This window comes from Odoribacter splanchnicus DSM 20712 (assembly GCF_000190535.1).
Classification (GTDB): Bacteria; Bacteroidota; Bacteroidia; order Bacteroidales; family Marinifilaceae; genus Odoribacter; species Odoribacter splanchnicus.
On record NC_015160.1, the window covers coordinates 2227021 to 2245970 of the forward strand.

The window sequence follows — 18950 nt, forward strand, 5'->3', positions numbered from 1 at the left end:
ACCCTCAGCTTTTTTTACTCTTCAATCACCAACCGGAAACCGGAGCCGTGAACGTTCTCTATCTTTATATTCTGATCATCTTTAAAATATTTCCTCAATTTAGTCACATAAACATCCATACTTCTGGCTGTAAAATAATCATTGGTCCCCCATATCTCGGTCAATGCTTTCTCACGGGGTAACAAGCCATCTTTATAATTATACAGCAATTCCAGCAGACGAGCCTCTTTCGGGGTCAATTTGATTTGTTCCTCATTTTTTGTGATCGTCCGCAATTCGGTATTGAACACATATTCACCGATAGTGATAAATTTCGGTTTAGGCTCGGCTTCTTCGTGTTTACTACGGCTAAGGATCGCTTTAATCTTCAAAATCAGTACTTCAGAATCAAAAGGCTTTACAATATAATCATCCGCCCCGATCTCATAACCTTGTTTCATATCTTCTTTCATACTTTTAGCCGTGATATAAACAAAGGGCACATTTCCATCGATCTCACGAATTTTTTTACCTAAGGTAAAACCGTCCATTTCAGGCATCATAACATCCAGTAAACAGATGTCGAACTTATCTTTCCGGAAAGCCTCCAAACCATCGTTACCATTCACACATAAAGTAACTTCATAATCGGATAATTCCAAATAAGATTTCAATACCGAACCAAAACAGGGGTCATCTTCCACTAACAATATTTTCTGTGCCATACTTTTTGATTTTTGACTTACGATTTACAATTTACGATTTCAACTTTTAATGCAAGGCTTTTCAAAGCTCTTTTCGTAAATCATAAATCTGAAATCTAAATTATTTTATTCTTTTTTAAATTCTATCTCTACCAAAGTTCCTTTATTTTTCCTGGAAGTCAATTTCACGCTTCCACCGTGCAACTCTACGATAGACTTCACATAACTCAGCCCCAATCCGAATCCTTTCACGTTATGTAAATTTCCACTCGGGACACGGTAAAAACGTTTGAATACTTTCTTCTGGGCTTCTTTCGATATGCCGATACCATGATCTTGCACTCCGATCAGATAAGCTCCGGTCTTTTCTTGTGTATATACCAATATATCCGGTTTTCCGCCCGAATATTTAATGGCATTATCGATCAGATTGCATACAGCATTCATCATATGAACTTCATCTACCGAACGGATGAAATGATCGGCTTCAAACTTGCACTCCAAAGTTCCGCCGGCATTTTGGACAATGAGCATAAAATGTTCAGCTGCTTCTCTGACCATTTCATTGATATCTACCTCAGTCTTATTTATTTGCAATTCTCTCCGATCCAACTTCGCTTGTTGCAAGATCCGCTCGACGTACTTATTCATCCGGTCATTTTCACTCTTAATCATGGTATTGAATTTCAGGATCTGTTCCCGGTCGTTCAATACCTTATCTTTCATAATAGCAGAAGTAGCCAGAGATATCGTCGCTATCGGGGTCTTGAATTCGTGCGTCATATTATTGATAAAATCGTTCTTGATGACCGATAATTTCTGTTGACGCATAATGATAACGATCGTAATAATAAATACGAACATCAACCCGAAAATACAGAATCCGGAAGCTAAAAACAGCCACCCCATATTTTCCAGTAAAACCGGCTGCACCGACTCAAAGCTCACCCCCAGATAATATCCTTTTTTGACTAAATCCTGTTGAAACAGTTCCACATAATAAAAATTCTTAGGAGCCCCACCTTTTACCCTGTTCAGCAGTCCCTGTTTAGTCATAATCTCATAAGTGAAAGGCAAATGAATATTATAAGTCCGGAAACCATACAATAATAAATTATCGATATCAATATGAGCCAGACGTTGTTCGGCAGATACATTTTCAGGATCTTTTTCATGAAGCAAACGTATCAGAAATTCTTGCATCTGCTGACTGAGCTGTGCCAGTCTGGCAGCCCGTGCCGTACTATCCCGCTGAGGTAACTCCATCGACCGGATCGTTTGCTCGATAAATTCCTGATCTATTTTCTTCCCGATTCCGGAACGGGCATACGGGACAACCGAAAACAAATAGGAACGCTCACCTTTCAACCGATTGATATCGTTATTCAGAATATTAAACAAATTGTTGGAATACCATTCAGAGGAGGTTCCCCCTTGCTGGGAAGCGATCAGGTCATTGTAGTTTTTAATCTCCCCGATCTGTTCATTCATTTCCTGTTTGTATCTCAGGTAATTGAATTCATCGATCCGGTTGACCACCCGGTTCAATACATCGTATACCTGCGAAGTAAATTTCGTTTCCCGTTCCCGGATAGCATATTTTATCCACAGCCATTGCACAACGACTACTGCCGTAAATGCAGCCATCATCACAACCAAAAGAATTTTAATAATTGTCTTCTTTATCATACTCCAGGAATATCTCCGTAAAAATAGTATTTATTACAAAATAATCAAAATCTGTATGATATGAAAATAAAAAGGGGGTACCGGACAGGTACCCCTAAAAACAACTAAGTAATAAAAACGGGAAAACAAAACCATTTACATGGCTTTACTTTTATTGCAATTTTTCTGCAGTAGTCTTATAAATATTACTTTCCTTATTGGCAATTTCCAATTTTTTGAACAGCTCTCTCTGTAAATCGAGACTATCTTTCAGTTCGTCTTGTAATAAGAAAAGAGACAATTCCATCGTCGGGTTAACTTCGATCAGGTTCTTGACATATTTAGCACGAGCGCGGATATAACGTTGTCTTTGCAACTGATGAACTCCCAACAATACTTCTTCTTCTTTCGATCTTTTGGGTTTTTCCATGATCTTTTTGATTGCTTTGTCGATCGGTTCGATCGGTCCTTCATATTTCTCCTTGAACATTTTTTTCAACTTCGCATATTCCATATCCAGGCCCGAACCTTTCACTTCAATTTGATCGGGGAATTTAATTTTTCCCTGAATCCATATCTGATCTTTACTATCGAGAATAAATTCCAATGTATTTTTTCCTGCCACATCCACCCATACTCTAGCTGGTATTTGCAATGCCTCTGTTTCGAGATCGATATTACCGTCAGTAACATCTTGCTGGGCTAAGATCACCAATCCTTGTTGTCCCGGCATCTCTGCCAACAATTTTACAGTACCCTGTAAACCAATAACTTTCCCTCTGACTTTTACCTTATTAGAATTACATCCGGCTAATAAAAGCGTAAAAGCAATTAAAAATAAACAAATCCTTTTCATTTTCTTATCTCACTTTGTAAATTTTATAGCGCAATTTTCTACAAAGATATAAAAAAACCAAATGAACCAAGAAAACTTAAGAATTTGTTTCGGTTGCAAAAGTTAAAAAGCGTGTACCCTTAAAGCTCCAATGTTTCAAATAATTGCAAAATCTGTCCCGAAGGTCTGGGGGCATTCGAATTTAAAATTTTCCCATCGGGTCCGATCAGGATAAATCTCGGCACACTGATAATCATATAATCTTCTGCAAATTTATCTGCGGCCCCACTAAAGGTATGATTTCCAGCATAGGGATTCTGATGCAGAAAATTTAGCCAGGTATTCTGCTCGTCAGCGTTTCTTCCCACCGCGACAGTCAAAAATTGAATATTTTTACCGGCATATTTCTTTTGTAATAAATTCAAATAAGGCAATTCGCTTTTACAAGGTACACACCAAGTCGCCCATACCATGATATACAAATAGGATCCCCGGAAAGCTTCTAAAGTCACTGTTTTCCCCTCGGTATCCCGAAGGGCAAAATCAGGAGCATCGTGTCCCGGTAGAATCTTTTCCCATAATTCTACCATACCGTCGATATAAGCGATTTTATTCGGATCCGTACATTCCTGATGAAAAACGGACAACAAATAATCAGCTCCCTCAATTCCGTTATTTTCACAGATATAATTATAAACGAGCTGAGTCAGTAAGAAACTCTTAATCGTCGGACTATTTACGGTAGCCAGAATATAATCGGCAATCCCGTCGGAATAATTCTCCCATCCCTGAGCACCGCGACTTCCTTGTATATAAACATAATTCAACAAGAAATCACGGTAATCTTTTGCTCCGATCAGCCTTTCATTATTAATCGAGAAAGAGGATAAGAAATCGGAAAAAACACTCCCCGGACGATAGTCTTCGTCCGGATACATATTCCTCCGGAAAGAGGGATACAACGACGCTCTTACAGCAATGGAATATCCGATTCGTTGTTTTTCCAATTCTGTAAAAGAATCGTCAAAATTTTTCGCTTCCAGCAATTTCACCTTTTCATCGATAAGTGCCCTCATCTTCTGCACGAACTCTTCTTCGTTCAGCGCGTAATAGTCTTTATCGAAAAAGACTGCAATCTCCTGTTCTTTCAGGTAGCTATTGATCCCACCCAAACTCCCCCGAAAATACAAAGACCCTGAGAAATTTTTTGCATTCACATAGATTTCCAGATCCTCTCCCGGACTCAGATAAAGATTCAGGGCATTATGTAACATCGTGGCATATCCACCTTTTACCATATCGATCTTACCTGAAAAAAAACCTTGCTGATCCAAGGACAAAGTATAAATGCTGTCGTCTACCAAAATACTGACAATAGAATCTCCGTTCTCAATCCGTCCACTGACTTGTACAACGTCACTTTTCGAACATGAAAACAAAGAAACCAGCACCAATATTAAAACAATTATTTCTTTCATTATTTTTCAGCCAATTATCAGCCATAATAAGCCATATTACTCTGATTAGCAAATATAAAACAACAATCGGGAAAAATATGTTAAAGAAAGGCTAAAAGAAAAGATTGTTCTGAATAAGAAAATAAAAAAAGCTGCGGAAATAAAATCCGCAGCTTTATATTGAACTATGGCATTCAACTTATTTTACAATAGCTTGGAAATCAGCATTGTCAAACAATTTAGCGAATTCCATATCAGTAGCAGCTAATTTCTTCATAGAAGCATCTTTGCTACAAGCAGTTTTCAAGTTAGAAAGCACTGCACTATTATCGTTGTTACGGGCAGCGATAACAGCTTTCAGGTAAGAAGCCAAAGCAGAATCATCTTTACCTTCATTCAGTTTTTTAGCAGCTTCGTTATTGTTACCTGCCAGGATATTAGCTAAAGCAGCATTGACACAGTTGCATTTTCCGAAATAGTCTACAGCAGCTTTATAGTCACCTTTCATGATAGCCACGATACCTTTGTTGTAGTTTACTTCGTTGCCAGCACCGGTAGCAGCACCGAACAGTACTTCAGCTTCTTTTACGTTACCGTTGATCAATTCAACAGCACCTAAGTTGTTCTTAATCGTTTTATTGTTTGCAGACAGAGCATTCGCTTTTTCGAAGTCAGCTTTAGCCTGAGCAACTTTACCCGTTTCGAACAGAATCATACCTGCGTCATTGAAACCTCTCCAATCGTTCGGGAATTGTCTCATAGCAGCTTCGTAGATAGCTAATTTATCTCCATTATTATCGAACAGCGTAGCTGCATACAGTAATTCTTCAACATTCAGAGCAGAAGGATTAGATTTTGCCAGGTTACGGATTTCTTCATCCGATTTACCGATGCGTTCTGCATTTACAACAAATTTAGAACGTCTCAGTTTCGGCAGGATTTGTTCAGCCACTACAGAATAAGCAGAAGAAATATTTTTGATTTCTCTTTCTCTTACTTCAGGATCTGAATACATAGCCAGTACACGCAAGATCAATTCTTTGTCGCGGATATTAGATTCTTCCATCGCTTTTTTGAAACCTTCCCAGTCTTCAGCCACAACATATTTTTTGAAGAAATCCAAGTCTTTGTATTCTTCTACTTTATTTTTCTTCATGTTGTTTTTAACGAACTTGTCAGCAGCACCTTCCCGGTTGTTAGCCAAATTCTCGTTAAAAGACATCGGACCATCAGGAGAAGCATAAGACTGAATCTGGATATTTTTCAATTCCATATCTTCTGCAGCTTTCGCATCTTTGATGAATTTTTCCATTGCCTTGATTTCTTTTGAACTCATTTCTTTGGTACGGATCTGAGCAGAATTGATCAAATAATAGATAGCAGCTTCCTGTTCTTCCTTGGTGATTCTTTCGAACTGATCCGCACCGATAGCGATAGCCGGAGCATTATTCACCATAGTAGCGGTAGCAATCACACCATCAGCAATTTTACGGGATTCGTAATCAGCAGATTTTTTACCTTTAGATCCCTGAAATTTCACATACAAGCCGGAAACTCTCATTCCTTCTTCAAAAGGAACGGTTCCACTATAATTGACAGTCTTTTCGGTAGCATAAGGTACAACCTCGTTGTTTCCCTGCACTTTTTCGCCCTGGAAAGTTTTAGGTTCATAAGCTTTTTCTCCACCATTTTGGAATTTTAAAACCGGAGTAGCAACCAAAGTTACTTTCTTGTTAAAATATTTAGCAGGAATAGTAGCATCGATTTTAAGGTCTACTTGGCCACCTTTAGCTTCCAGCATTTCAGGAGTTACCTTATAAGCAATGTTCTTTTCTAATCTTTTCATCTTATTCAGAGATGAACAAGAAGCAACAACAAACCCGGCTAACGCAACGGTAGCAACAGTTTTCAATGTTCTTTTCATAATCACTTTCAAATTTATTCTTAATATTCAAATTGGTTGCTCAATAAGCAAAGCAAATGTATAAAAAAATATTAAAACATTCACTTATCTGGAAAAATATTGAAACTAATCTACATTAATTTTATGCATCACTAACTTTTCTGCTTTTTCGATGGCTTTTTCTATTCCTTCCGGATAGGCCCCTCCCGCAGTTGCGAAGAAAGGTTGTCCGCCTCCGCCACCTTTTATTTCCTGAGCAGCTTCACGCACGATCTGACCGGCATTCAACCCGTAGTCTTCTGCTATACTATTACTGATCATCACGGTCAGGTGAGGCTTCCCGGCATTTACACCTCCCGCAATGAAAATCACTTTTTCATATTCCCCTTTCAGTTGAAAAGCGATATCTTTCGCTTGAGCTGCGGGGATAGACAAATTCGTAATAATCAGATTGATATCCCGGTATACCTTTTTCTCGTTTTTCAACCGTTCTTTCAATAAACGTAAGCTTTCTTTAGCAAATTTTTCAGTTTCCTTTTTTAATCCTTCGTTCTCTTCCAAAACATTCTTTACGCATTCCATCAGATTTTTATTGGATTTGAACATCTTTTCCATTTCCCGGATGATAGCAAAGGAATTATTGATGTACTCTTCCGCTTTATCGGCTGTGATCGCTTCAATACGACGCACACCGGCAGAAACCGAACTCTCAGACAGAATCTTGAAAAAACCAATTTGTCCGGTAGCCGGAACGTGTGTACCTCCACACAGTTCGACAGATTCCCCATACTTGATCACCCGGACCAGATCGCCATATTTTTCCCCGAAAATCGCTAAAGCTCCCATAGCTTGTGCCTTAGCCATAGGGACACTGCGATGTTCTTCCAAAGGAATATTCATACGGATCAACCGGTTTACAATGGCAGCAACCTCGGCCAGTTCTTCATCGGTCACTTTCTGGAAATGTGAAAAATCGAACCGTAAATGCTCGTCACTCACATAAGAACCTTTCTGTTCGACATGCTTTCCTAACACTTTCCGCAAAGCATAATCCAGCAGGTGAGTAGCCGAGTGATTATTAGCGGTCAGCACCCGCTTATGTTCATCCACTTTCGCGATGAAAGTCTGGGTTACATCCTCCGGCATCTTCTCCGCCAAATGAATGGTCAGTCCATTTTCTTTCTTAGTATCGATAATCCGGATAGTCTCTTTCTCTCCGATCAGTACTCCGCTATCACCTACCTGTCCTCCTCCCTCTCCATAGAAAGGAGTAATATTGAATACCAGGTGATAGAAGGTCTTGTTCTTGGTAACTACTTTCCGATAACGGGTGATTTTTACCTCCACCTCGGTATAATCATATCCTACGAACTCCTGAACATCGTCGTCGATCAATTCGATCCAATCGTCCGTATCTACAGAAGATGCTGAACGGGAACGCTCTTTTTGAGCTTCCATTTCAGCTTTGAATTCCCGGCGGTTAACCACCAACCCTTTCTCCCGCAAGATCAATTCGGTCAAATCGAGTGGGAATCCATAAGTATCGTATAATTCAAAAGCAACATTACCGGGAATCGTCAGAAAATCTTCTGCTTTAGTTTTCTCGATAATCCGATCCAGCAATTTGATACCTTTATCCAATGTCCTCAGGAAGGCATTTTCTTCTTCCCGTATCACTTTTTCAATCAATTCTTGCTGAGCGACCAATTCCGGATAATGTTTTCCCATCACTTCTATCAAAACAGGCACCAACCGGTACATGAAAGCTTCCTTCTGATCCAGGTAAGTATAAGCATATCTCACCGCTCTCCGCAAGATCCGGCGGATCACATAACCTGCTTTCACATTCGAAGGCAATTGCCCGTCTGTAATAGAGAAAGAAATAGTACGCAAATGGTCTGCAATCACCCGCATAGCCACATCGGCATCGTGTGACACCCCATACTTCAAACCGCTAAGCCGGGATATTTCATCGATGATTGGAGTAAAAACATCCGTATCATAATTAGAAGTTTTTCCTTGCACAGCCATACAAAGCCGTTCGAATCCCATTCCTGTATCCACGTGATGATTGGGCAAATTTTCCAGACTTCCGTCCGCTTTCCGGTTGTATTGCATAAATACAAGGTTCCAGATTTCGATCACCAGTGGATTATCCTGATTCACCAGTTCACGACCGGATTTCAATTTTCTCTCCTCCTCGGGCCGGAGGTCGATATGGATTTCAGAACAAGGCCCACAAGGTCCCATATCCCCCATTTCCCAAAAATTATCTTTTTTATTGCCGAAGAGGATTCGATCCTCGGACAAATAATTCATCCAAATTTTACGGGCTTCTGCATCTCCTTCCAGTCCGTCCTCTTTGCTTCCTTCAAAGACAGTAGCGTACAACCGGTTTTTATCCAGCCCCATTACTCCGGTCAGGAATTCCCAGGCAAAAGCAATCGCATCTTCTTTGAAATAATCACCGAACGACCAGTTCCCCAGCATCTCGAACATCGTATGATGATATGTATCGTGTCCTACCTCTTCCAGGTCGTTGTGTTTTCCGGAAACCCGGAGACATTTCTGCGAGTCCGCGACACGCCGGTGTTTGGGATTGATATTCCCAAGAATAATATCTTTGAACTGATTCATTCCTGCGTTTGTAAACATCAACGTAGGATCGTCCTTAATCACCATGGGTGCCGAAGGGACGATAGTATGTCCCTTACTTTCAAAAAAATCCAGAAACTTTTGTCTGATCTCTGCTGATTTCATATCTTTTTAATGAACAAGTTGTAACTATCGTTTTTTGTACTCAGAAGTACAATTAAAAAACGGGATTGTGTTTCCACGTCCTGAACCTGCCCAAGACTGTCTCTCCCGTATCGACGCAAAATAGAATTGCAAAATTAGATTATTTCTTTAACTTTGCATCGAAAATTATCAATTTTATAATAAAAAATGGCGAAAACAGGTTATCGTTTTAATCCCGAAACACTGTCTTATGATAGAATACATGTCTCCGTAAAAAAGAAACTATGGTCGCTGGTCGTAAAATTCTTTTCCAGTTTATCCCTGGCCCTGGTCATCTTTTTGATTGTTTCCGCTATCGTCGATTCTCCGAAAGAAAAGGCGCTGAAAAGAGAAAAAGAAGAAATACTGGCTCAATATCATATTCTGAACAACGAATTGGAGCGTATGGACGAGGTATTGAAAAATCTGGAAACCCGGGATGACAATATCTATCGGGTGATATTCGAGTCCGAACCGATCGACGCTTCTATCCGCCGGGCAGGTTCGGGAGGAGTAAACCGGTATGAGTCCTTGAAAGACATGGACAATGCCGAATTGATCATCAATACCAGCAAAAAACTGGATGAATTATCGAAAGCGCTTTATATCCAAAGTAAATCGTACGATGAAATAGAAACATTGGCGAAAAATAAGATCGAAATGCTGGCATCGATACCGGCCATCTTACCCGTATCACTTAAAGATCCGAGTACCCGTTTTTCTTCCTCCTACGGCTATCGGATGCACCCGATTTATAAAACGGTAAAACTCCATGCCGGGATGGATTTTTCCGGAGCCGTCGGTACGCCGATCTATGCAACGGGAAACGGAAAAGTCGTATATGCAGAAATTCATCAAGGTTATGGAAAATGCGTATTGATCGACCACGGCTTCAATTATCAAACCCTTTACGCTCATATGAGCGCTTACAATGTTAAAGCAGGCCAAAAAGTCAAACGTGGCGATATCATCGGATATATGGGTAATACAGGGATGTCTACCGGGCCTCATATTCATTATGAAGTAAAGAAAAACGGCATTCCTGTCGATCCGATTAACTATTATTTCAACGATTTAACAGCCGATGAATATGATAAACTCGTAACAGAAGCAAACAATAACGGGCAAACCATGGATTAAGCGGCAACTTTATACCTCAGATTATGGAACAGGAGAAACAACCATTAAAAGTATACTACTCAATCGGTGAAGTCGCCGATATGTTCGGAGTGAATACCTCACTGATTCGTTTTTGGGAAAAAGAATTCGACGTCATCAAACCACATAAAAACAAAAAAGGCAACCGCCAGTTTACCAAGGCAGATATCGACAATTTTCACCTGATCTATCATCTGGTCAAAGAAAAAGGCATGACACTCAAAGGTGCTCAGATGAAATTACGGGAAAACAAAGCGGAAACCGAAACCAACTTCGAAGTGGTAAAACGCCTGAAAGCAATCAAGGAAGAATTACTTCAGATTAAAGACCAATTACAATAATCAGGACTTACAGTCCCAAGTACAGACATGCAAAACCAGCAACGGCCCCTATATGTCAGAGACATCCTCTCTATTTTAGAGGACTTCGCTCCTTTGAGTTTACAGGAAAGTTACGATAATGCCGGACTCATCTGTGGCAATCCGGAAGCCGAAATACATTCGGTTCTGTTAAGCACGGATATTACCGAAGAAGTAATCGACGAAGCCGTACAGGGAGGACATGATCTGCTCATCTCCCACCATCCGCTCACGATACAGGGATTAAAAAATCTGCGTCCGGACAGCTATGTAAAACGTTGCCTCATCAAAGCCATTCGGCACAACCTCAATATCTACTCCGCACATACCAATCTGGATGCCGTATTACACGGTGTCAGCGGCAGAATGGCCGACAAACTGGGATTACAAAACCGGAAAATCCTGCAACCGGGCGGTAAATTATTCAGCCTGTGCTTCTACACGCCTGTTTCAAAGGCAGAAGAAGTAAGACAAGCCGTATTGGGAGTAGGCGGAGGCCACATCGGTAATTACAGTCACTGTTCATTCAACCAGAAAGGAGAAGGCACCTTTCACGCCGAGGCAGGCAGTCATCCCTATGTCGGAGTGATCGGGACCCTTCACCGGGAGGAAGAGATAAAAACCGAAATTACGGTCCCTGAATACCTCCTCTCCAAAAGCATAGAGACTTTACTGAAGGTACATCCTTATGAAGAACCGGTATGGAACATCGTTAACCTGGATAATACCAATCCTGTAACGGGTTTCGGAATCATCGGCGAACTCGCCGAGCCAGCCGATAGTCTGCCTTTCCTGCAACAGGTAAAAAAGACTTTCCGTTGTAAAGTCGTCCGTCACACTGCAATCTGTAAATCTCAGATCCGGAAAGTAGCCGTCTGCGGCGGTTCCGGTGCCTTCCTCACTTCGGCCGCAATAGCTCAGGGAGCCGATATATATATCACCGGAGACTACAAATACCACGATTTCTTCCAGGCAGAAAATCGGTTGATCCTGACAGACATCGGGCATTATGAAAGCGAACAGTTCACAAAAGAGATTTTTTATGAGTTAGTTACAAAAAAAATATCTAACTTTGCAATTCAGTTTTCGAAGGTCGAAACAAATCCCATACATTATTTATAATAGGGTGTTTCTTCCTCTGATGGTTCAAAAATAAATTAGAGTTACTTTATAAATATGGCAACAAACAACGAAAAACTGCAAGAACTTTCTGTCGAAGAAAAATTGCAGCATCTTTACGAGCTACAACGCATTGATACCGAGATCGATAAAATCAAGACATTAAGAGGGGAATTGCCTCTTGAAGTTCAGGACTTGGAAGACGAAATCGCCGGTCTGGAAACCCGTCTTGAAAATTTGAAAAATGAAATCAGTGAAGCTGACAAAAGTGTAACAAACAAAAAACAGGAAATCACCAAGTCGGAAGAGCTGATAAAAAAATATTCAGAGCAATTGGATAATGTCCGTAACAATCGGGAATACGATGCCCTGACCAAAGAAGTCGAATTTCAGAAACTGGAAATCGAATTACAGCAAAAAAGAATCCGGGAAGCTCAAAAACTGAAAGCCGAAAAAGAGGTAAATCTGGAAATTTCCAACAAACAATATACAGAAAAGAAAGCAGATTTAGAAGCGAAGAAAGCGGAACTGGACGACATCATCGCCGAAACCCACAAAGATGAAGAAGCATTGATCAAAAAATCCGAGGAATTATCTCAGAATATCGAAGAGCGTTTGTTGACAGCCTACCGGAAGATCCGTGACAATGCCCGCAACGGCCTGGCAGTCGTCACCGTCGACCGGGATGCTTGTGGAGGTTGTTTCAATAAAATTCCGCCACAGCGGCAATTGGATATCCGCTCCCGGAAAAAAATCATCGTGTGTGAGTATTGCGGACGAATCCTGATCGACAAATATATCTGTGACTATGACGGCAGCATGCAAAAAGCAGATCTCGAATCAGCGATGGAAGCTCAAAAGAAAAAAGGAAGACGAATCAAAAAATCAGAAGAATAAGAAAAGGCTGCAAATGCAGCCTTTTTATTATCATTTTAAATCTAAAATTTCAGGCATGATTGCTACAAATTACAATCCGAAAGCAAGCGAAGAGAAATGGTACAAGTACTGGATGGATCATAAACTATTCCATTCGGAAGTAGATAACAGCAGAGAACCTTACTGCATCGTCATCCCTCCTCCTAACGTCACCGGAGTTCTACACATGGGGCACATGCTGAACAATACAATACAGGATGCTTTGGTACGCCGGGCCCGTCTGTTAGGGAAAAATGCTTGCTGGGTGCCTGGCACGGACCACGCTTCGATAGCCACAGAAGCCAAAGTAGTAGGCAAGCTTCAAAGTGAAGGAATAAAAAAAACCGATCTGACCCGGGATGAATTTTTAAAACACGCCTGGGATTGGACGCATACACACGGCGGAATCATCCTCAAGCAATTGAAACGCCTGGGAGCTTCCTGTGACTGGGACCGTACTGCTTTTACCATGGATAAAGAACGAAGTGAAAGTGTACTGAAAGTTTTTGTCGACCTTTACAACAAGGGACTGATTTACCGGGGAGTACGTATGGTCAACTGGGATCCGAAAGCACTGACCGCTCTTTCCGACGAGGAAGTGGTTTACAAAGAAGAGCATAGTAAATTATACTATCTCCGTTATAAAATAGAAGGCGAAGACGGTTATGCCCTGGTAGCGACCACCCGTCCGGAGACCATCATGGGAGACACTGCTATGTGTATCAATCCCAAAGACCCTAAAAACCAGCATTTACGGGGAAAAAAGGTGATCGTTCCTTTGGTCGGGCGCACGATACCGGTTATCGAAGACGAATATGTCGATATTGAATTCGGTACAGGCTGTTTAAAAGTAACTCCAGCTCATGACGTCAACGACTATATGTTAGGTGAAAAATATCATTTGCCTTCTATCGATATTTTCAATGACAACGGTACGATCAGCGAGCAGGCCGGAATTTATGTCGGCATGGACCGTTTCGACGTACGGGAGCAGATAGAAAAAGATCTGCAAGCAGCAGGGTTATTGGAGAAAGTGGAACCTTACACCAATAATGTCGGTTTTTCGGAACGGACCAATGTGCCCATCGAGCCGAAACTATCTATGCAATGGTTCCTGAAAATGGAACATCTGGCAGAGATCGCTTTATCGCCGGTAATGAACGACGATATCCGTTTCTTCCCTTCTAAGTTCAAAAATACCTACAGACACTGGATGGAAAACATCAAAGACTGGTGTATCAGCCGTCAACTTTGGTGGGGCCACCGGATTCCGGCCTGGTATCTGCCTGAAGGCGGGTATGTCGTCGCTTATAACGAAGAGGAAGCTTTACGCTTAGCCCGGGAGAAAAGTCATAATTCGAATCTGACCATTGCAGATCTACGACAAGATGAAGATTGCCTCGACACTTGGTTTTCTTCCTGGTTATGGCCTATTTCCTTATTCGACGGAATCAACCATCCCGGAAATCCGGAAATCAATTATTACTATCCCACGAACGATCTGGTGACCGGCCCGGACATCATTTTCTTCTGGGTGGCTCGTATGATCATGGCCGGTTATGAATACGAAGGGAAAATGCCGTTCAAAAATGTATATTTCACCGGTATCGTACGGGATAAATTAGGCCGTAAGATGTCTAAATCCCTGGGAAATTCTCCTGATCCGTTGGATTTGATCGACAAATACGGAGCAGATGGGGTACGGGTAGGGATGTTATTATGTGCTCCGGCAGGAGGTGATTTACTGTTCGATGAAAGTCTGCCCGAACAAGGCCGTAATTTCACTACCAAGATGTGGAATGCGTTCAAGTTGGTAAAATCCTGGGAGGTAGCCTCCATCGACCAACCGGCCCATTCCCGTTTGGCGTTGGAATGGTTCAACCACTTGTTGGGAAAAGTAAACGAAACGTTGAATACCCAATTCGACCAATACCGGATCTCCGAAGCACTGATGACGGTATACACCACGTTCCGGGACGAATTTTCATCCTGGTTACTGGAAATGATCAAACCAGCGTACGGCCAGCCTATCGATCGGAAAACGTATGAGGAGACGCTGAATGTCTTCGAGCAACTGTTGCAATTACTGCATCCGTTTATGCCATTTATAACAGAAGAGATCTGGCAAACCTTACGCGAACGGCAAGACGGTGAAAGTATCATGATTTCACGACTCCCGAAGGCGACAAGTTATGACGAGAGTTATCTGTTACGCTTTGAAGCGGTAAAAAATATCATCGTAGGTATAAGAAATATCCGGAAACAAAATAATATCGCTTTCAAAGATGTCCTGGAGCTGAAGGTAAAAAAGAACGAACGTTATCCGGCTTCCTTCGATAGTATCATCCGTAAAATGGGAAATATCGGTCAGATCGGATTGGTTAACGAACCGGTCAAAGGAGCCTGGAGTTTTATCGTCGATACCGTCGAATATTTTATTCCGGCACAAGGTGAAGTAAACACAGCCGAAGTAAAAGCCAAACTGGAAGAAGAATTAAACTATACCCGTGGTTTTCTGACTTCAGTGATGAAAAAACTCAGTAATGAAAAATTCGTCAACGGTGCTCCCGAACAGGTAGTGGCCAATGAACGTAAAAAACAAGCCGATGCAGAGGTTAAAATTGCCGCAATCGAAGCACAGTTAAAAGGGGATATTCAGTAAATGTCCCTAAAAAGTAAGATGGCATATAAAGTTGATAGAGTATAATCACTTTATATGCCATTATTATTGCCCTTTTTCTGTGTTTTTTCACATAATCCTATCTTGTTAGACACGACGCTTCGGAAGAGGTCTGATGACCCCTTCTGGTTCTGTCGGTAAATTTATGTCATGCCGCTTTATCCGCCCGGTTCCTGATTTTATCTATCATCAGTATGGCATTTGCCGTATGTATTCCAAAGAAAATCCATAGGATTTCCGTCTTCCTGTTCCGTGCCTTTATCCTTGAGAGTGAGTAATGCTGCTTCTGTGTGCCGAAGCTGCCTTCAAGTCGGGTGGCCCTTTCTTTTGACAGTTCACTTCTGAGAACCTTTCTCAAGGATTCATCCCTGGCCGCCCTTCCCTTGCGTACAAAGGATGTGGATATTCCATATTTTGTACAGAACTTTCTGTTGGCATTATTGGCATATATGGAATCGGCAGCCACGCATCTTACCCTCACATTCATGAGCTTCTGCTGCATGCGGATACAGTCCTTCAGGCGTATACCTTCGTTGAAAGCCTTGAACGAGAGGTGTTCGATGAACGATATGCCGTCTATCTGTATGTTGTTGACCTTCGCACCGAACTCGACGGACTTTGTTTCCTTGCCTCTTACAATGGGACGTACATAATGACGGTCAATGCTGACGATGCGGTCCCTGACCTTCCTGCCTTCAAACAACTCCTTTTCCTGTACAAGAACCTTTCTGATGATGGAAAGACGCTTCTGGTAATCCTGGGTATATCGGAGTGAGGTTCCATGTTCTCTATGGATTTCATCCCTCTGTATGAGGAGCTTTTCAAGGAGTCTGATCATACGACGCTTGAGCATCCTTGTCCTTGAAGCCTTCCTCTTTCTCTTCTTGCAGTAGGACAGATAGGACTTCGCCACATCCGCATACTTGTTGCGCGGACGCCTTATACCCAAATCTCTGCAATGAAGGCAGATTTGCCTGTAGAGCCATTCCAGACTTTCCCAAAGGAGTTTCATATCCGTAGGAAAACGCATATGGCTCTCATAGCATGTGGCATCGGTCATACAGACGTGAAGGCTGTCAAGATAGGGTTTCCAGTGTGAAGCCAGCACTTCCTGGAGGGAATCAACATCAAGACGGGACGCTATCTCATTGCGGATGGCACTGACTATCTTGTAGTTGGTTATGGGAAAGGACGGATTTATCATAATCCCGCAGAACATCTGGTAGTGTATGTTCCCGTTAAGATGTTCCACCAGCTGCCTGTCAGAGAATCCGGTGTACGCCTTCAGGACCATAAGGGCGATCTTCGCCGAAGGACTGAAGATGTTCCTGCGTCCCAGTCGCTGTTCCGACAGGCCCATGGTCTTTGCCATACGCTCAAACGGAAACACCGAATGAAGCCTGCCAAGCTCACTCTCATGAAAACTCTTGCGATATTTTTCTATAATATCAAATTCTGTAAAGCCCAAAGTAGGGTGAATTTCCGAAATATTTTGTATCTTAGCCATATCTTTGTTGGGGAATTTCCCCCGTTTTGGATTCCAAACCTTATTTGCGGGGGAATACCTAAAGATACAAAAAAGCCAACTAATTCGCAACATTTTGTGTATGAATTAGTTGGCTAATTTTATACTATTTACTGAATATCCCTAATTAATCCCAAACTACTTTCTATTTCCATATTATGTATTCATCGCCTCTTGAAACAGCCCCAGGTGGGCCTGACACTCAGCTTTAGTCAAAATCATCTCTGCCACTTAGTAAAAAATTCATTACTCCAACAGCTTTTGCATTTTACCTCCGCCTGCAACTTCATACACTTTCAGCCGCTTAACGTCTGCACTCACATTATAATTACCTTTCTCCCCAAAAATAGATAAACGTAAACGTGTATTCAATACTTAAAATACTTCTCAACCATATTCTTAAGCTGATTCGATGACAGGTTTGCTGTACCCATTGATTCAATAAGTGAAAATTCTTCTCTATTCTTACCAATAACAAACTTACGTTCATGACCGTCTATTTCAGCAAGCAAATGGAAATTCCCCTTATATGCCTGCTCCATACGGATATTCTTTATAATATGTCCGTTTATGACAAATTCGCATATTTCAGGGGCTATTTCCTCTAACTCTCCCCATGATTTCAGATGGTTAACTATAGTGTTTTCAATACGTCCTACCCATTGTTCCGCAACGCCATATTTAGTAGCAACCGTACGAAATTGTTTTATGGCACTAACTATATCACGTATTATTGCATCAGGTCTACGTATTCCATTATCTTTAGCAAATTGAATAACATCATCACGTGTTATATCCCTAAGTTTTGCCCTAATATACATGCAATGATCTTCATTAGGTAAGAATCCTCCATTGTCAAATATATAAGTTACATCGTATGCAGGAGACAGACGCCAAATACCATCCTCGCTCATAACGAATGAAAAATTCTTATTGTGATCATCTGTATTGTTTGCCAATACATTAAAGACCATCCTGCGAAATACCTCATAACAGTCTGTTTCTGGCAGGTGAAGCTTCCGACATACTGTAATCAATTGTTCATAACTGTCCGCATCGGGACTAATTGCGGCCAAAGTTTGTGTATGAATCTTTTTCCCATTATTACGGTCAAAGCGTTTTGTCATAAAATGGTTATTCCCGTCTACCTGATAGAGTTTTGAAGGCATCATATTTATCCCTGCCATTGTAGCAAGTTCATAGTAAGACATCTCCAATTCTGCCGAACTGTATTGAGAATTACCAAATTTAATCAGATAGTAATCAAATTCCTCTAATCCGGAAATCTGTCCGCTACGAACCTCTCCATTCTTTCGATTGATGGCAACAATTGCCTTCGGTTGACGCCCGCCGGCTGAAGTACCAACCGTAAGTAATGATTGCATTGTTACCGACTCTTCGGGTAGGATTCTGGTATTTTCTCTCTCTGAAAATATACGCTCAGCTAAATTTGCCAATGATTTGATATCTATTTTTTCAGCCTTACGCTCTCTTGAAACATCAGGCAAAAATTCCAAAGCTCCCATTCCGCGTTTTCCTATAAATGAGAGTTTGTCAAGGGGAGTAATATCTGCGTTTGACAAGTGGTTCTGTTGACGCCATAATTCAAAAAGTTGATTACCCCATGCATCAGGCAACGAATCGGCTAAAAATGCCGGTAATTTTTGATAAATCTTGGCATCTTCTCCCCATATAGGTGTAAGTCCTCTCACTCCATCAACCGGTGCCGCCAATGGAGAAATGTTAAGACCTTTTTTCAAGAAAGCCGGATTATACATAAAATAGGATAACCTACGCCTGACATCCCATGCCAATCGACCAATTTCCTCATCTCCAAGGATTACTTTTAACGACTGTACCATAATTTATG

13 protein-coding genes are annotated in these 18950 nt (G+C 41.4%); 5 read left to right on the plus strand and 8 right to left on the minus strand.

Annotated features, from left to right (window positions below; genetic code table 11):
• Positions 1-14 precede the first annotated feature (14 nt).
• From ODOSP_RS09325 to alaS, 6 genes are all read right to left on the minus strand, one after another.
• Positions 15-704 carry a response regulator transcription factor gene (locus ODOSP_RS09325; protein WP_013612079.1) on the minus strand — a complete coding sequence of 230 codons (690 nt, stop codon included), beginning with the start codon at positions 702-704 and terminating at the stop codon, positions 15-17.
• A gap of 105 nt (positions 705-809) precedes the next feature.
• Positions 810-2372, minus strand: a complete 1563-nt coding sequence (locus ODOSP_RS09330) for a sensor histidine kinase (RefSeq protein ID WP_041556638.1) — start codon at positions 2370-2372, stop codon at positions 810-812.
• 151 nt (positions 2373-2523) lie between these two features.
• Positions 2524-3207, minus strand: a complete 684-nt coding sequence (locus tag ODOSP_RS09335; protein ID WP_013612081.1) for a hypothetical protein — start codon at positions 3205-3207, stop codon at positions 2524-2526.
• A 119-nt stretch (positions 3208-3326) separates the two neighbouring features.
• Entirely contained in the window at positions 3327-4664 is a 1338-nt protein-coding gene (locus ODOSP_RS09340) for a TlpA family protein disulfide reductase (protein WP_013612082.1), read from the minus strand.
• Positions 4665-4842: 178 nt separating this feature from the next.
• Complete coding sequence (locus tag ODOSP_RS09345) at positions 4843-6567, minus strand: tetratricopeptide repeat protein (RefSeq protein WP_013612083.1); 1725 nt, start codon at positions 6565-6567, stop codon at positions 4843-4845.
• A 105-nt stretch (positions 6568-6672) separates the two neighbouring features.
• A complete protein-coding gene (gene alaS, locus ODOSP_RS09350; protein WP_013612084.1) occupies positions 6673-9306 on the minus strand; it encodes an alanine--tRNA ligase in 2634 nt (877 codons plus the stop codon).
• A 186-nt stretch (positions 9307-9492) separates the two neighbouring features.
• Between alaS and ODOSP_RS09355 the strand changes: the two genes are divergently transcribed.
• The 5 genes from ODOSP_RS09355 to ODOSP_RS09375 are packed head-to-tail and all read left to right on the plus strand — an operon-like array spanning position 9493 to position 15537.
• A complete protein-coding gene (locus tag ODOSP_RS09355; protein ID WP_013612085.1) occupies positions 9493-10464 on the plus strand; it encodes a M23 family metallopeptidase in 972 nt (323 codons plus the stop codon).
• A 23-nt stretch (positions 10465-10487) separates the two neighbouring features.
• A complete protein-coding gene (locus tag ODOSP_RS09360) occupies positions 10488-10823 on the plus strand; it encodes a MerR family transcriptional regulator (protein WP_013612086.1) in 336 nt (111 codons plus the stop codon).
• Positions 10824-10850: 27 nt separating this feature from the next.
• On the plus strand, positions 10851-11963 hold the full coding sequence (locus ODOSP_RS09365; protein ID WP_013612087.1) for a Nif3-like dinuclear metal center hexameric protein: 1113 nt from the start codon (positions 10851-10853) through the stop codon (positions 11961-11963).
• Between the two features lie 54 nt (positions 11964-12017).
• Positions 12018-12857 carry a zinc ribbon domain-containing protein gene (locus ODOSP_RS09370; RefSeq protein WP_013612088.1) on the plus strand — a complete coding sequence of 280 codons (840 nt, stop codon included), beginning with the start codon at positions 12018-12020 and terminating at the stop codon, positions 12855-12857.
• 55 nt (positions 12858-12912) lie between these two features.
• Entirely contained in the window at positions 12913-15537 is a 2625-nt protein-coding gene (locus ODOSP_RS09375; RefSeq protein WP_013612089.1) for a valine--tRNA ligase, read from the plus strand.
• A gap of 166 nt (positions 15538-15703) precedes the next feature.
• Here ODOSP_RS09375 and ODOSP_RS09380 read toward each other — a convergent pair whose 3' ends face one another.
• On the minus strand, positions 15704-17062 hold the full coding sequence (locus tag ODOSP_RS09380) for a transposase (protein ID WP_080705330.1): 1359 nt from the start codon (positions 17060-17062) through the stop codon (positions 15704-15706).
• A 386-nt stretch (positions 17063-17448) separates the two neighbouring features.
• A complete protein-coding gene (locus ODOSP_RS09385; RefSeq protein ID WP_013612090.1) occupies positions 17449-18942 on the minus strand; it encodes a type II toxin-antitoxin system HipA family toxin in 1494 nt (497 codons plus the stop codon).
• Positions 18943-18950 lie beyond the last annotated feature (8 nt).

What these genes read in the sequence shown, in the direction of transcription:
- ODOSP_RS09325 (WP_013612079.1), bottom strand. Translation starts at nt 704, where the DNA reads ATGGCACAGAAAATATTGTTAGTGGAAGATGACCCCTGTTTTGGTTCG.
- ODOSP_RS09330 (WP_041556638.1), bottom strand. Translation starts at nt 2,372, where the DNA reads ATGATAAAGAAGACAATTATTAAAATTCTTTTGGTTGTGATGATGGCT.
- ODOSP_RS09335 (WP_013612081.1), bottom strand. Translation starts at nt 3,207, where the DNA reads ATGAAAAGGATTTGTTTATTTTTAATTGCTTTTACGCTTTTATTAGCC.
- ODOSP_RS09340 (WP_013612082.1), bottom strand. Translation starts at nt 4,664, where the DNA reads ATGAAAGAAATAATTGTTTTAATATTGGTGCTGGTTTCTTTGTTTTCA.
- ODOSP_RS09345 (WP_013612083.1), bottom strand. Translation starts at nt 6,567, where the DNA reads ATGAAAAGAACATTGAAAACTGTTGCTACCGTTGCGTTAGCCGGGTTT.
- alaS (WP_013612084.1), bottom strand. Translation starts at nt 9,306, where the DNA reads ATGAAATCAGCAGAGATCAGACAAAAGTTTCTGGATTTTTTTGAAAGT.
- ODOSP_RS09355 (WP_013612085.1), top strand. Translation starts at nt 9,493, where the DNA reads ATGGCGAAAACAGGTTATCGTTTTAATCCCGAAACACTGTCTTATGAT.
- ODOSP_RS09360 (WP_013612086.1), top strand. Translation starts at nt 10,488, where the DNA reads ATGGAACAGGAGAAACAACCATTAAAAGTATACTACTCAATCGGTGAA.
- ODOSP_RS09365 (WP_013612087.1), top strand. Translation starts at nt 10,851, where the DNA reads ATGCAAAACCAGCAACGGCCCCTATATGTCAGAGACATCCTCTCTATT.
- ODOSP_RS09370 (WP_013612088.1), top strand. Translation starts at nt 12,018, where the DNA reads ATGGCAACAAACAACGAAAAACTGCAAGAACTTTCTGTCGAAGAAAAA.
- ODOSP_RS09375 (WP_013612089.1), top strand. Translation starts at nt 12,913, where the DNA reads ATGATTGCTACAAATTACAATCCGAAAGCAAGCGAAGAGAAATGGTAC.
- ODOSP_RS09380 (WP_080705330.1), bottom strand. Translation starts at nt 17,062, where the DNA reads ATGGCTAAGATACAAAATATTTCGGAAATTCACCCTACTTTGGGCTTT.
- ODOSP_RS09385 (WP_013612090.1), bottom strand. Translation starts at nt 18,942, where the DNA reads ATGGTACAGTCGTTAAAAGTAATCCTTGGAGATGAGGAAATTGGTCGA.